We start from the raw sequence: 15,340 nt of genomic DNA on the forward strand, positions 1-15,340 counted from the left end.
ATAAAAAGATGAAATCTATATATAATATATCAGGAATGACCTGCAATGGATGCAGAAGCGGAGTTGAAGAGAAATTAAGTCAGTTAGACGAAGTCACCGAAGTGGTCGTTGATTTAGAAAAAGCAGAAGCAGTTATTACTTCAGATACATCAATCCCTTTGGTTAAGTTACAAGAAGTATTACCTTCCAAATACCAAATCAATACCAAAAGAACCGAAGATCCATTCGTGTTGGCTCCTCAGCCTTCAAAATTGAAGCAGTTACAACCTCTTTTGATCATTTTTGGATACATCATTATAGCCAGCGTACTGCTTCACTATAAAGGATGGAAAACTAGTGAGGCAATGTTAGACTTTATGGGGTTATTTTATATCGTATTCAGCTTCTTTAAAATCTTAGACTTAAAAGGTTTTCCTAAATCTTTTGCAATGTATGACCCTCTGGCCAAAAGCATACCCGCGTATGGTTGGATATATCCTTTTATAGAAGCAGGTTTGGGATTATTGTTTTTGATGCGATTGTATATTCCTGTAGCATTGGTGATCACTTTGGTTATTCTCCCATTGACCACATTCGGAGTGCTAAAAGTATTGTTGGATAAGAAGTCTATACAATGCGCTTGTTTGGGGACAGCTATCAAACTACCTATGACCGAGGCTACTTTGATTGAAAATGTAATCATGATCGTCATGGCAATCCTAATGTTAATCCAAATAGTGTAATCATGAAGAAAAATAGTATTTATATTATCATATCAGTAGCCATTGGATTGTTACTAGGATATTTAATTTTTGGTAAGGAATCCTACTCTCATCAGCATAATCATGCTACAACTTCGGAAGAAGTCTGGACCTGTTCGATGCATCCTCAAATAAGACAATCAGAACCTGGAGAATGCCCAATCTGTGGAATGGACTTAATTCCGGCAGGATCCATATCCGACGGATTGTCTCCAGAACAGTTCAAAATGACGGCTAATGCGCTAGCTTTGGCCAATGTACAAACAACGATTGTCGATGGTGAAACTGAAAGTGATGACCATGTGATTTCATTATCAGGTAAGATCACTTCAAATGAAGAAGGAATCGCTGTACAAACTAGTTATTTTGAAGGAAGAGTTGAACGATTACATATAAACTATGATGGACAACAGGTTCAAAAAGGACAATTGTTGGCTACAATCTATGCTCCCGAACTGGTAGCTGCGCAACAGGAACTTTTGACTGCAATCAACTTAAAAGAATCACAACCAAAATTATATCAGGCAGTCCGTAACAAGTTAAAATTGTGGAAACTGTCAGACAAACAAATTAATAGTATTGAAAACTCTGGTAAGGTAAGAGAAAACTTCCCGATATATGCTACGGTTTCTGGAACAGTTTTAGAATTGATGAGTGCCGAGGGAGATTATTTGAAAGTGGGGCAACCCATTGCAAAAGTCAGCAGTCTAAAAACCGTTTGGGCAGAATTTGACGTGTATGAAAGTCAATTGTCACAATTCAAAAAAGGACAATCTATTGATATTGCTACGAATGCTTATCCCGATAAAACCTTTAAAAGTCAAATTGTTTTTATTGATCCTATTTTGAATGAGGCTACTCGAACTGTCAACATAAGAGCAACCCTAGACAATAGAAATAAATTGTTTAAACCAGGTATGTTTGTTTTTGGAAAGATAACACCAATAGACGATTCGAATATAGCATCAAAACTATTGGTACCTTCTTCTGCAGTGATGTGGACCGGGGAACGTTCTTTGGTTTATGTAAAGGTTAATGCAGATGAATCTGTATTCGAGATGCGTGAGGTGAATTTGGGCAAAAGAGTAGGAGCACAAATTGAAATTCTTTCGGGACTTGAATCTGGAGAAGAAATTGTAACCCAAGGTACATTTACGGTAGATGCTGCGGCGCAGTTACAAGGCAAAAAAAGTATGATGAATAGGATAAGTGCGATAAAAATAGAGACTGATTCCGACAAAAAATACTTGCCTGTAACTTTTCAAAAAACATTTTTAGAAGGGTTGTCTACATACTTTGAAATGAAAGATGCTTTGGTGAACTCAAATCATGAACGAGTAATTTACTTTACCAATCAGCTACTAGAATCATTTGATAAGGCAGATGTTTCCTTGTTAAATGATGAACAAAACCAGCTTTTTACAGATAGTAGAACGATGATTGAGCAGATCGGAAGTAGCAGTACTATAGACATGCAAAGAAAATACTTTATAGCGCTCAACAATTCGATGGTGGATTTGACTTTACAATTACAAAAAGTAGCGCAACCTATTTATGTTCAAAATTGCCCTATGGCTAATGAAAATAACGGAGCAATTTGGTTGAGTCTTCAGCAAGAAGTTAAAAATCCGTATTATGGGAGTATGATGCTAAAATGTGGATCAGTAATCGATGTTATTGAGTAATTTGTTGGGAGTATAAAAGACTAAGCAACAGCTTCTTTTGATTTGGTAAGACTCTTGGCCCAGGCAATTGCTTCGCCAAGATCTTTAAAACTCTTCAACTTATTTCGCATAAAGAGCTTTTCGAGCATGGTGTTTAATATGCCTTTTGGGTTATAACTTACGATAGCATATCCTTTAAGCATATATTGAAATTTGTAGAAGTTTAGCCAATCGCTGGGTACTACGGAGTATGGGTTAATTCTATTGGTAATATAGACCAAGTCCTTCCCGTTTTGATCATACAAATTGGTAAGTTCTTCAACTACAATTTTACCATGATTCTCCCAGGTATACACAACATCTTTATGGACTTCTCCTACAACAAAAGTTTCAAAAAGAAAATAATCTCCAAACGGAAAATTAATTTCCTGAATGGCATCTTGATAAAAAGGAGTGTCTTTTATACTTTTCATACTACAAAAGTGAACAATTAATAATTCATTAAGCTATAGAATCGCCAGAAATTAAGTTCAAAATCGATTAATAGAATTAATGATCGACTAATGGTGGGGGATTTGTCTGAAAAGAAGATTTGAAACCTAAATATACAGATAATATTCTTAATATTTGATAAGGAAAGAAGTAGAATCTCGACATATGTAATGAAGAATATGATCTGCAAAGAACAATTTAACCTTTTTTATGATTAAAAAAGTTTATCAAATGCCGAATAGCATTATCTTTGTAGCCCCTAAAAAAGTAAGCTGTGATTAAGGAATTTATTATCGCCATGTTATGGAGTATATCTCCATTTGGAGAGGCCAAGGTTGGAATACCTTATGGCCTTATCAATGGTTTAAACATATACTGGGTATTTGTTTTATGTTTCTTAGCCAATGTTTTGGTATTTCCTATCATGATATTTTTTCTGGAGAAAATAAACAGCTACTTATTGCGCTGGAATTTTTACAAAAAAGCGGCAATTTTTGTTGCCAGAAGAGCAAAAACAGGCTCTGGTAATAAAATAGAAAAATATGGTTTTTGGGGATTGTTGTTTTTTGTAATGCTTCCGATTCCCGGTACTGGAGTATATGCAGGAAGTATCGCTACTTATTTGTTTAAAATTAAAAAACGTAAGGCGTTTGTAGCGAATAGTGTAGGGATATTCTTGTCTTCGGTTATTGTATGGTCTACTACCTTATTGACTATGCAAGGAGTATCATAATCTTTAATTTTTTATCCTTATTGCTTTTGATACCACAAAGATATTTTAGGTATAAAGTAAAAAAGTATACTTTTTACAGGAAGACGTATACATTTTACAGATTTGGGACTAAAACATTGATTTTTAATGTTTAATAGTGTTTTCTGTGTAGTGTTTTAAGTTGGTACGGTTTTTGGAAAACTATGAATGGAGTATCAAAATGTTAATAAATGAAGATACAACACTTTGAAAACCGATCGTGAAATTATAACTTTGAATTATGAATAGTTACCCCCTTCTACAAATGACAACAAAAATTAAAAAATTAGTATTTATTGTAGCTGCGTTCTGTTTCTTTTCGCAGGCCCATGCTCAAAATGATCATATAGCATTAGAACGCATTAATGCTGAGGAGTTTCGTGTGCGAAGCACCAATGGTATTCCTTTTACCGTAGTTTTGGAAAACAGCAATAATAATGGTCAATATCAGTTAGCTAGTAACACCGAACTAACGTTTAAGTTTGATGATGTTACTAGACAAAGTATGATTAGAATTGTTTTTGATCGTGCGGCATATCAGACTATGGAGGATAAAATCATTCTTCAGTATAGATCCGATGTGGAGTGGATTAAGTCGCAATTAGATATTACAGATGATCAATCGAAATTATTCCCTACACGTCCTATTTTTGACGATAGATCTCTGGAAGCGTTGAAATCAAAAGTATTTCAGTATACCACAACGTCTACCAAGGAGAATGCATTTAATAAATGGATAGAAAGAGTCAATTATTCCTATGGAGCGGTATTGTTCCTTAGAGAGTTATATGCAGCTTCTAATGGAGAAAATAATCCACAAAGTCGTAACTTCGAATCCATTAATGTGTACGAAGCGCTACGCATGTAGAAAAGAATAATAAAGTTTAACAGATCTTATTTGTAAGAGTAATCACGATCCGTTGATTACTCTTTTTTTGTATCCTTTTTTCTAAAGGACTTATTATTTCTTTCGCGAATAGATATACCCTTCTTCTTTTATTCATTTGGGTTTGACGTTTTTAGACAACTAAGGTTTACAATTTAGTAGTATCTTTAAAGGACAATTCACACAATCCTCTGAATATGAATAGAAAAGTCCTTTATTCTTTGGCTTTTGTTTTTTTGGTAGCGGGTATCCTTTTTGCTTCACACTTCGATGCAAATCCCTCCTCATATGTTCTTATTAAACCTGAAGAGCCTATTTCCAATATAAACAAAGAAAATTTTGATAAAATGATGTCGGTTTTAATGCACCAGAGGTGCGTAAATTGTCATCCCAATGATAATATTCCTAAACAAGGTGATGATCGACATCCGCATTATTTTGGAATGTCTCGAGGAGCATCGAATCACGGTTACGAAGCTACCAAATGTGCTACTTGCCATCAAGATGAAAACAACAATTACTCGGGGGTACCTGGTGCTCCCGAATGGAGTTTAGCTCCAGAAAAAATGAAATGGGAAGGACTCACCAGCGTTGAGATAGCAGAATCAATGCTCGACCCAGAAAGAAACGGTGGAAGAAATCACGAAGAAGTAATGCATCATCTTACTGAACACGAATTGGTGTTGTGGGCCTGGGATCCAGGCGTAGATGCCAATGGTGTGCCTAGAGAAAAGCCCCCAGTGGCATTGGATGAATATATAAAAGTCGTCAAAGAGTGGTTTGAAGATGGAGCGGTCATTCCTTCAGAATAATCCAGAACACTTTCCGTGTATCCCTTTTAACTTAAAAAACATTACCTAATGATTATATCTTTCACTGTTAATAATCAACCCCAAAAAGTAGAAATTGAGGATCCTAACACCCCTTTATTATGGGTAGTTAGAGATATTTTGGATTTAAAAGGCACTAAGTTTGGTTGCGGAAAAGCAGCTTGCGGTGCATGTACGTTGCTGGTAGATGGACAGGCCATTAGGTCTTGTTCTTATGCTGTAAAGTTTGCAGAAGGAAAGCAAGTGACTACAATTGAAGGATTGGGAACACCGGAAAATCCTCATCCAGTACAACAGGCATGGATAGAAGAAGTTGTACCTCAATGTGGATATTGTCAACCTGGTTTTATGATGGCTACTGCTGCTCTGTTAAACGAAAATCCTAAACCCACAGATGAGGATATAGATCAAAACATCATTAATATATGCCGTTGTGGTACATATTATCGAATGCGTAAAGCAATTCATCGGGCAGCCGAACTAACAGGAGATACTAATGACTCAACACCTAAACTATAATTATCATGGCAAAAAAGATATCACGTCGTAAGTTTATTGTTAGAGGAGGTTTGGGTACTGTTGGTGTGCTGGCAATTGGAACTTATGTATTTAGAAATCCGTTACGAAGAGCAATGTTAGGAATGGCAGAATCATTAGTCCCTCCGTATTCAGGAACGGGCACAGAACCGAACTTATGGTTCGAGATTACTAAAGAAAATAAGGTAAGAGTACATTCTCCAAAGGTAGAAATGGGGCAGGGTACCTTTACAAGTATTGCTCAAATGGTTGCAGATGAATTTGAAGTACGTATGGATCAAGTTGAAGTAGTAGGAGCAGCTACAGAAACAGGGATTATCGACGGGATGAGTACCGGAGGAAGTTTGTCTGTTGCTCAACTCTGGCAACCTTTGCGAGAAATGGCTGCAACAATGAGAGAGATGCTAAAAATTGAAGCTGCCAAAAAATTGAACACAGATTTGTCGAACCTTACGATGAAAGAAGGTGTAATCAGTGGTAATGGTCAATCACTCCATCTATCAGAAGTTATAAAAGATGTGACCAAATGGGAAGTGCCAGATACTCCAGATTTAAAACCACTTAAAGATTATAAGTATATTGGGAAACCGATTTCACGGGTGGATCTCGATGCAAAAGTATATGGAGACCCAATTTTTGGAATGGATGCGGCAATGCCAGAGATGTTGCATGCTGTAATAGTGAGGCCAGAACATGTTGGTGCTGTTTTTAAAAGTGCTAACATCGGAGATACCGAAAAAAAGTCAGGTGTGGTAAAAGTGGTGCAAAAAGACAATTGGATTGGGATTGTTGCCAATTCTTATCCTGAGGCCTTGGCTGCCAAGTTTGAATTAAGGGTAGATTGGGACATACCCAAAAAGTGGACAGAAGAAGAAATAAGAGAGATCATTACTGTCGGTAATGGTAACGAAATGATGGTACAAAAAGAAGGAAGCGCATTGTCCGATGACGATAATGAGGTAGTTGTTCTTGAGTTTAAAAGTCCTATAGGAGCACATGCCCAAATAGAACCAAATGGAGCTGTGGCACATGTTGCAGATGGAAAAGCTACCGTAATTCTATCTACACAGGTAGTTGGGGTTACCCAAAAACAAGTGGCAGAAGCCTTAGGTTTTGAGTTAGAGAATGTCAACATAATCCCAACCTATTTAGGAGGTGGATTTGGACGTAGGTTAAATACCAGTCATGCTGTAGAAGCAGCACTCTTATCCCAGGAAGTAGGTAAACCTGTGAAGTACTTTTTTACCCGTAAAGAAGAGTTTCAGCATGATATGTTTAGACCTCCTACGCATCATATCATGAAAGGAAAACTTGGAGGAAATGGATTGCTAGAAGGAGTAGAACATCATTTTGCTAGTGGTAATGTGGCTATTGGATCTGTGATCATGCCCGATATGATTCATGGAGTGCTTAATGCAGATATTGGGGCTATACGAGGAGGAAGTATTCAGTATCGTAAAGTTCCCAATTTCAGAGCTGTACAATGGCATAACCCTTTACCATTTGCAACTAGTTGGTGGCGAAGTCTTGGTTTGTTGGCAAATACCTTTGCTATCGAAAGTTTTATAGATGAGATGGCTATTAAAGCAAAAAAGAACCCTGTTCAATTTAGATTAGATCAGATAGAGGATGATGAAGCAGGTCAACGATTGAAGGCTGTAATTAAAAAAGCAGCAGATATGTCTTCATATTCGGATCAGTTAGCAAATGGCCGTGCAATGGGATTTGCAGCCTCTACGGATGCCGGGGCACCTTGTGCACATGTGGCAGAAGTGAGTGTGGAGAATAATGAAATCAAAATTCACAAAGTGACTTGTGTTTTGGACTGTGGAATCGCGGTAAACCCGGATCAGGTCAAGGCCCAGTGTGAAGGATCTATTATTATGGGAATAAGTGCATCCTTACACGAAAAAATGACGCTGAAAGACGGACAACTATATCCTACGATTTATGGACCCTATAATATGGCGCTTATGAAACATGCTCCCAGAGAAATTGAAGTGCATTTAATACAAGGAGCAGATGTACCATTACCTGTGGGAGAACCACCGTTGGGACCTATAGGGGCAGCAGTTGCAAATGCCATCAAAAGGCTTACGAACAAACGATTGACAGAATTGCCATTACGACTTAGTTGAATGTTTAATGAATAAAATAACATTCAAATTTAATTTCAAAGCAGGATTACATCTCTTGAAAACAGTTCTTATAGAATACAGAAGGGGATATCTCAAATTTTTTCTTAAACGTTCTGCTGAAATGAGATAAGTCTTCAAAACCACATTGCAGAAATACTGCTGAAGGTTTCATTTGATCATGTTCCATCAGATGTTTTGCGTGCTCCAAACGTTTGTTTAAGATCCATTTGTGAGGAGTTTCATTAAAAATCACTTTGAAATCTCGATTAAAAGTAGATAAGCTTCTTCCAGACTGTTCTGCTAGAACCTTTAGAGGTACATTATAGAGGTAATTATTAAGAATAAGTTCTTCCAGGTTTGCTTTCTCATTTTGGGAAAACTCTTTAAAAATAATACCAATATCCTTGTTAGCAAGGATAAGAGCTTGTAACGCTTTTCGAGTTTGCTGTTCTACATAAGAAGTGTTCAAATTTTCACCATTATCAATATGCTGGATTAAAGAATCCATGATCTCCTGCAATTGGTCAGTATTGGGAACCTCTAGAAAACATAGATTAGAATTGGAAATAGGTTTGGGTAACTCTATATGATCAATGACTTTTTTGATAAAATCATTAGTAAGAACAAAACCATAGGTTTTTGCAAATTGCTCTTCGGTACTCCAGGTTTTCCGCAATTGAACGGTATGATGTTTCCGAATTAACCCAAAGTTATTTTTGGGGATAAGAAACTCATCGCTACCTATTTTCAAATGAAGTGTTCCCAGTTGTGTAAAAAACAATATGGTACTTGGTAGATATGTACTCATCACATCTCCAACACGATCTTCGCAAGACGCAGCTATTTGTAGTTCATTACAGTAAATAAATTTGATATAATGATTTCCCATAGCTTAAAACTATAGTTTTTTTGTAATAAACACTTGTCTAAAAATGTCATTTTGTACTTGGCAAGATGAAATAGCATAGATAAGAGTACGATCGTTTATATCTGCATTGCCCTAAAAATCATTCATTGTTATGATCGATGCTGCTTAGTTTGAAGAACGCTTTTTTAGTATAGTAAGAAGTGAAAAAAGTAAGAGCAAGAAAGCTACACCAAATCCAAGTAAACCGATATTAATTCCTAAAAGAGTTTTTTCACTTCCATCTAAATATTTCATTGATCCACCGTAAGTATCTTTTATAAAGAATGCAATTAGAAACCCACCCGTGATCAGCATACTTAAGATGGTAGGGAGTAAGACTTCATTCTTCTTCCATATCATCCATAAGCACAAAATCCCAATTCCTGAATTGGTAAGTAGTTGCCACACTTCATGAATTCTGACATGTGGAGTCCAATCTGGGTTAAAAACGTGGGTGTCGTTTATTTCCAGATAGGGGACGGCAAAAGCATATAAGATAACACTAAAGGTAATGGCGAATTTTTGCATGAGCTTCGTTTTGTTTAAGATAATTAAAAAAAATGATTATCAATATTCGCAGTATTTCCGAGGTATGTTATTGACATACTTTTTACTCTTTTACTGCTTTTATCTTTTTACAAAAAAGAAAACAACCAGAACCAAAGAGCGGCTATAAGACTATACACTACAAAATGAATGATCTTGCTGCAAAGTGAATTCGGCCTTTTGCTTTTTATTGTCTTCATAAGATCGGTTTTTACCTTATTAGTATGATATTGATAGAAAAAATCACAAAGCGTTTTTTTGTCAAAACAACAAATCAGAGAAGCGTATCATCAATTTTATTGAGATCCAATTGGCAGATGTATATCATAAAATGTTGCGTAAAAGCTGAAGATACAGGATTATGATTATATCCTGATTGATCCTTTTTAGAAGAGAAATTCCTTATAGTGATAGTAACTTGTTAAAATAAATTGTTGATTTTTAAAGAGTTGTTGAGATGTCTCTTAGTTATTTGTTTTACTTAACTATGGCATTACTTAAGATCAAATAGTAAAAAAATAATTATGTAAAAAAGTTTTTGATATTACTTTTTTGTTACATTTGGTATTAACAATAATGAGTCTGTACAATCAGACGCATTGCCTATACAAAATGGAATCTTTTTTCAGATTCGGGCTTAGGAGAATAAAGAAGTCTACTCCAAAAGCTGCCTTAGGGATAGGGAACCGAATTCTCAGGCTGACTTCTAAAAAGTACACTATCGCACTTCAATTTTTTGAACGGTTTAAATTCGTTCCCTCTACTGTTTTTATTATACGGGTTTGAGAAACTTGGTTAGATGAATTTTATGATTCAGTACCCTTCAGTTCTTTATTTCTAAAATACAGCATAATGGGATCATCTACAGGATATTCTGGCTATAAATGTCAGGGTTTTCAGCGATGAATTCGACTTGCAAAACAACCCAAAACAGATGAAAACTAAATATATTGATCTTATCGATCAAACCTTTTATTTTCCCCAGGAAGAGTTTGACCTGGAAAACAACCAGTTACAATTTCATGGTATCAATTTAATGGCTTTGATAGCTCAATACGGTGCTCCTTTAAAATTTACATACCTCCCCAAAATATCAGAAAATATAAACAGAGCTAAGAATTGGTTTAACAATGCCATTCAAACGAATAATTATGCGGGTACGTATAACTACTGTTACTGTACCAAAAGCTCTCATTTTGAACATGTATTGAATGAGGCACTAAAAAATGATATTCATATAGAAACTTCTTCTGCTTTTGATATGGATATTGTCGAAAATCTAAAAGCTCAAGGTAAAATCAATGATCAGACCTATGTGATCTGTAATGGTTTTAAGAGAGATCAGTACATTCAAAATATTGCGAGATTGATTAATAATGGGCATCAAAACTGTATTCCAATTATTGATAATTATGAGGAATTGTCATTGTTAAGCGATACGATTGACGATAAATTTCAGGTAGGAATTCGTATTGCTTCAGAAGAAGAACCAAAATTTGAATTTTATACTTCTCGATTAGGGATTGGATATCGCAATATAGTTCCGTTTTATAACGATCAGATAAAAGGAAATCCTAAAGTAGAGTTAAAGATGTTACACTTCTTTATCAATACAGGTATCCGTGATACGGCGTACTATTGGAATGAATTGCTAAAATGCCTGAAAGTATATATTAAACTTAAAAAAATATGCCCATCTCTTGATAGTTTAAATATTGGAGGTGGTTTCCCAATAAAAAACTCTTTGGCATTCAATTATGATTATGAGTATATGATCAATGAGATTGTAAATCAGATTCAAATTGCTTGTGAAGGGGCTAGAGTAGATGTGCCTAATATTTTTACCGAATTTGGAAGTTTTACCGTTGGCGAAAGTGGAGGTGCTATTTATGAAGTATTGTATCAAAAACAACAAAACGATCGGGAAAAATGGAATATGATTAACTCTTCATTTATAACCACATTACCAGATACATGGGCTATTAATAAACGATTTATTATGCTTGCTATCAACCGTTGGGATGACGAATATGAACGTGTTTTATTAGGGGGATTAACATGCGATAGCGATGACTATTATAATTCTGAACAACATATGAATGCTATTTATTTGCCAAAATATGACAAAGAAAAACCTTTGTATATAGGGTTTTTTAATACCGGTGCTTATCAGGAAACCATAGGTGGGTTTGGAGGATTACAACATTGTTTGATCCCTCAACCAAAACATATACTCATAGATAGAGACCAAGACGGTAGGTTGGTAACTTCTGTTTTTTCAGAACAACAAACTTCTGATCAATTGTTATCAATACTGGGGTATCAAAACGCAAAAGATAAGAACTTGTCAAAAAATAATAAACGAGAATTAACCACCATTTTTTAAAACCATATTTAATTATTTTCAAAAATGAAAACGAGTAACACATATGCCGGTATTCCTGAAGAATATGCAGGCTATGACAAATCACAAATAGTAGTAATTCCTGTTCCTTATGATGGAACAAGTACCTGGGGTAAGGGAGCGGACAAAGGCCCTGAAGCTTTTTTGCACGCTTCAGAGAATATGGAACTATATGATATTGAAACCGATAGTGAAGTGTATACAAAAGGAATACATTTAATTGATCCTATTACGGTTAATAATACTCCCGAAGCTATGGTAGAGGCGGTGTATAACACCACCAAAAATCATATCAAGAGAAACAAGTTTGTAACATTGTTTGGTGGCGAACATTCTATTTCTATAGGTGCAATAAGAGCCTTTGACGAGTGTTTTAATAATCTTACAGTTTTGCAGATTGATGCACACGCAGATCTTAGAAAAGAATATAATGGTTCTAAGTATAATCATGCTTGCGCCATGCACGAGGCCAATGAGAATACGAATTTAATTCAGGTGGGTATTCGTTCTATGGATGCCTCAGAAAATTTAGTAATAAACGAAGATCAGGTATTTTTTGCTCACCAAATGGTTAATGATGATTATTGGATGGATAATGCCATTGATCTCATGACCGATAATGTGTATATTACATTTGATCTAGACGCTTTAGATCCTTCGATATTACCTGCTACCGGGACCCCAGAACCAGGAGGATTGTTTTGGTATGAAACCTTAGAGTTCTTAAGAAAAGTATTTGCGGATAAGCATGTAGTAGGATTCGATATTGTTGAACTATGTCCTAATTCCACCAGTAAGTCATCAGATTTTGCTGCTGCCAAGTTATTCTATAAAATGCTGAGCTATAAGTTTGAGGATAGCGAAGAAACCTTGGATGATGAAGATGATATCCAAGAAAATGAAACCTTAAAAAAGTTTAAATCTAATTATGAAGAATACGATGAAAGGTAAAGGCGAAATTTCAAAATTTATAGAAAAGTATTTTCTTCATTTTAATGCGGCTACATTAGTAGATGCGGCAAAAGGATACGAATCTCAATTAGCTAATGGCGGTAAAATGTTGGTTTCTCTTGCTGGTGCAATGAGTACTGCAGAGTTGGGAAAAATCTTTGCCGAGATGATCCGTCAGGATAAAGTACATATCATTTCTTGCACAGGGGCGAACCTGGAGGAAGATATTATGAATCTGGTAGCACATAGTCATTATGAAAGAGTACCTAATTATAGAGACCTGACTCCACAACAGGAATGGGAATTACTCGAAAAAGGACTAAATCGTGTTACTGATACATGTATCCCGGAAGAAGAGGCTTTTAGGAGACTACAAAAACATATTTTCAAAATTTGGAAGAACGCTGAAGAAGCTGGAGAACGTTATTTTCCTCACGAATTTATGTATAAGTTATTGCTGTCTGGTCTACTTGAGCAATATTATGAAATTGACATCAAGGATTCCTGGATGTATGCAGCCGCCAGGGCCAATTTACCTATGGTTGTGCCAGGTTGGGAAGACAGTACGATGGGGAATATTTTTGCCAGTTATGTAATGAAAGGTGAACTGCAAGCCAGTACCATGAAATCAGGGATTGAGTATATGACCTTTCTGGCTGATTGGTATACTGACAATTCGGAAACCGGGATTGGATTCTTTCAGATCGGCGGTGGTATTGCAGGTGATTTCCCTATTTGTGTAGTACCTATGTTGTATCAGGATTTAGAAAGAACAGATACCCCTTTTTGGAATTATTTCTGCCAAATAAGTGACTCAACAACAAGTTACGGGTCGTATTCTGGTGCAGTACCTAATGAAAAGATTACCTGGGGTAAATTAGATATTGATACCCCAAAGTTTGTTATAGAAAGTGATGCAACCATTGTAGCTCCATTAATATTTGGCTACTTATTAGATATGTGAAAATGAAAAAACCAAGAAACGCACATTTGAAACGAGTCATTGTAGATTATAAAAAGCTAAACAATGACATATTAGACTTGTTAGTGACCAAATATCCTGATGGATATAATGATGAAGATATTATCACCTTTAGAAATGCTAAAAACGAAATAGTTGAATGTGTAGAGGTGAAAACGGAAGATACGTTGTATTTGGTAAAGGTAAGTAAACGTCTTGTGACGGCTATGGAAGACCATGATGAAGATGATGAGAGCAATAATCAAAAAGAGCAAGATATACCCGACGAATCTGAAATGGAAGAGGAATAAAACAAAAGAGATATGAAAAACGCCGAATTTCATCTGGCTCTTCCTTGCGGAGACCTGGAAAAAACAAAAGATTTTTATACCAACACACTTGGAGCTAAATTAGGAAGGGATACCGATAATTGGGTTGATATCAACTTGCATGGAAATCAAATCACTTTTACAAAAGCAGGAGAGTTTAATTTTGATTTCAAAAACTATCGACTGGGAGATCAGGTATTACCTTCTTTTCACTTCGGAGTCATTATTGATGTGGAGACATGGGGAAAATTATATTCACGTCTGTTCTCAATGGATTTGGAGGTGACCACCGAGGTAACTTTTTTTGAAAACAAAGTAGGAGAACATCTTTCCTTTTTTGTTAAGGACCCTAACGGATATATGGTGGAATTCAAGAGTTTCAAGGACCATAGAGAGATATTTACTACATAGGGAAATGACAAATGAAGCGTATGCGATACAAATTGCAGATGCAATTTCTATAAGAGAGTGTAGGAGAAATTTTGAAGCAGAACTATTATTTCATGATACAGATGAACTCTTTTATGAACAATTTCAGGGACAGTTTATCTATGTTTTTAAATATGGTGTGATTTGTTTTTACAATATAAATAAAGAAAAAGCAAAACAAATCTGTAATGAAATATTATCGTATGCCAAGAATAGCGATAAGGAGTATATTTCAGAAAGTATTAATATCGCCATTGGAGGAACAGCCAATACAGTGTCTTTTGGAACTGTTACTTTGAAGAAATTCGATGAAGAACCTCTTAGACTTATTATGCTGAATGTTTCTCAATCGGTAGCATTAAATAATTATGCCAATATTTCAGAGCAGACATTAGAAGATACCAGATTACATACCACTTATCTTGAAGAAAATGGAAGACTAGATATTAATGGTAAAAAGCTCAAAAAGTATATCGGTCGAGTATTAAATATTAAAAATAAAATCTCTGAAAATCTATATATTTTCGATTCCCCTGATGTGACCTGGGATGATGAAACTTTAAATAAGTTGGATCAGGACCTAAAGCGAGTATTCGATTTAAAAGATAGGTATCGAAGTATTTATGATCGATTAGAGATGATTAAAGAAAATCTAGAGCTCTTTAAGGACATTATGTTTCATAGAGAAAGTAGTAAGTTGGAGTGGATTATTATCATCCTAATTCTGGTAGAAGTGATTGACCTTTTTATTCAAAAATTAACATGATAAGTAACT

At 35.5% G+C, this 15,340-nt stretch carries 16 protein-coding genes; 13 read left to right on the plus strand and 3 right to left on the minus strand.

Annotation, left to right across the window (positions count from 1 at the left end; translation table 11 throughout):
- Positions 1 to 8: 8 nt before the first annotated feature.
- Positions 9 to 722 carry a heavy metal translocating P-type ATPase gene (locus BUE24_RS12985; RefSeq protein ID WP_073316451.1) on the plus strand — a complete coding sequence of 238 codons (714 nt, stop codon included), beginning with the start codon at positions 9 to 11 and terminating at the stop codon, positions 720 to 722.
- A gap of 2 nt (positions 723 to 724) precedes the next feature.
- Entirely contained in the window at positions 725 to 2,425 is a 1,701-nt protein-coding gene (locus BUE24_RS12990) for an efflux RND transporter periplasmic adaptor subunit (protein WP_073316452.1), read from the plus strand.
- Positions 2,426 to 2,445: 20 nt separating this feature from the next.
- On the opposite strand, the gene BUE24_RS12995 is transcribed toward BUE24_RS12990, so the two are convergent.
- A complete protein-coding gene (locus BUE24_RS12995; protein WP_073316453.1) occupies positions 2,446 to 2,877 on the minus strand; it encodes a hypothetical protein in 432 nt (143 codons plus the stop codon).
- Between the two features lie 293 nt (positions 2,878 to 3,170).
- Between BUE24_RS12995 and BUE24_RS13000 the strand changes: the two genes are divergently transcribed.
- The 5 genes from BUE24_RS13000 to BUE24_RS13020 all read left to right on the plus strand — a co-directional run bounded on the left by BUE24_RS13000 (position 3,171) and on the right by BUE24_RS13020 (position 8,038).
- A complete protein-coding gene (locus BUE24_RS13000) occupies positions 3,171 to 3,629 on the plus strand; it encodes a COG2426 family protein (RefSeq protein WP_073316454.1) in 459 nt (152 codons plus the stop codon).
- 283 nt (positions 3,630 to 3,912) lie between these two features.
- Entirely contained in the window at positions 3,913 to 4,515 is a 603-nt protein-coding gene (locus BUE24_RS13005; protein WP_139241991.1) for a hypothetical protein, read from the plus strand.
- A gap of 215 nt (positions 4,516 to 4,730) precedes the next feature.
- Entirely contained in the window at positions 4,731 to 5,345 is a 615-nt protein-coding gene (locus tag BUE24_RS13010) for a hypothetical protein (protein WP_073316456.1), read from the plus strand.
- 48 nt (positions 5,346 to 5,393) lie between these two features.
- Positions 5,394 to 5,882, plus strand: coding sequence for a (2Fe-2S)-binding protein (locus BUE24_RS13015; RefSeq protein WP_073316457.1), 489 nt, complete (start codon positions 5,394 to 5,396; stop codon positions 5,880 to 5,882).
- A 5-nt stretch (positions 5,883 to 5,887) separates the two neighbouring features.
- Positions 5,888 to 8,038 carry a xanthine dehydrogenase family protein molybdopterin-binding subunit gene (locus tag BUE24_RS13020; protein ID WP_073316458.1) on the plus strand — a complete coding sequence of 717 codons (2,151 nt, stop codon included), beginning with the start codon at positions 5,888 to 5,890 and terminating at the stop codon, positions 8,036 to 8,038.
- Positions 8,039 to 8,084: 46 nt separating this feature from the next.
- On the opposite strand, the gene BUE24_RS13025 is transcribed toward BUE24_RS13020, so the two are convergent.
- A complete protein-coding gene (locus BUE24_RS13025; protein WP_073316459.1) occupies positions 8,085 to 8,927 on the minus strand; it encodes a helix-turn-helix domain-containing protein in 843 nt (280 codons plus the stop codon).
- A gap of 144 nt (positions 8,928 to 9,071) precedes the next feature.
- A complete protein-coding gene (locus BUE24_RS13030; RefSeq protein WP_073316460.1) occupies positions 9,072 to 9,473 on the minus strand; it encodes a hypothetical protein in 402 nt (133 codons plus the stop codon).
- A 952-nt stretch (positions 9,474 to 10,425) separates the two neighbouring features.
- On the opposite strand from BUE24_RS13030, the gene BUE24_RS13035 reads away from it, so the two are divergent.
- The 6 genes from BUE24_RS13035 to BUE24_RS13060 are packed head-to-tail and all read left to right on the plus strand — an operon-like array spanning position 10,426 to position 15,331.
- Positions 10,426 to 11,877, plus strand: a complete 1,452-nt coding sequence (locus tag BUE24_RS13035; RefSeq protein WP_073316461.1) for an arginine decarboxylase — start codon at positions 10,426 to 10,428, stop codon at positions 11,875 to 11,877.
- Positions 11,878 to 11,901: 24 nt separating this feature from the next.
- On the plus strand, positions 11,902 to 12,846 hold the full coding sequence (speB, locus tag BUE24_RS13040; RefSeq protein WP_073316462.1) for an agmatinase: 945 nt from the start codon (positions 11,902 to 11,904) through the stop codon (positions 12,844 to 12,846).
- Positions 12,836 to 13,810: a deoxyhypusine synthase family protein gene (locus BUE24_RS13045; RefSeq protein ID WP_073316463.1), complete on the plus strand. Its 975-nt coding sequence runs from the start codon at positions 12,836 to 12,838 to the stop codon at positions 13,808 to 13,810. The genes speB and BUE24_RS13045 overlap by 11 nt, the downstream gene beginning before the upstream one ends.
- A 26-nt stretch (positions 13,811 to 13,836) precedes the next feature.
- On the plus strand, positions 13,837 to 14,118 hold the full coding sequence (locus tag BUE24_RS13050) for a hypothetical protein (RefSeq protein ID WP_073316646.1): 282 nt from the start codon (positions 13,837 to 13,839) through the stop codon (positions 14,116 to 14,118).
- Between the two features lie 12 nt (positions 14,119 to 14,130).
- Positions 14,131 to 14,547, plus strand: a complete 417-nt coding sequence (locus tag BUE24_RS13055) for a VOC family protein (protein WP_073316464.1) — start codon at positions 14,131 to 14,133, stop codon at positions 14,545 to 14,547.
- Between the two features lie 4 nt (positions 14,548 to 14,551).
- The gene (locus BUE24_RS13060) at positions 14,552 to 15,331 is read left to right on the plus strand and encodes an RMD1 family protein (protein ID WP_073316465.1); all 780 of its coding nucleotides are present in this window, start codon (positions 14,552 to 14,554) and stop codon (positions 15,329 to 15,331) included.
- Positions 15,332 to 15,340: the final 9 nt, after the last annotated feature.

The sequence above is a fragment of the Aquimarina spongiae genome (genome assembly GCF_900141785.1).
In the GTDB taxonomy this organism is placed as follows: domain Bacteria; phylum Bacteroidota; class Bacteroidia; order Flavobacteriales; family Flavobacteriaceae; genus Aquimarina; species Aquimarina spongiae.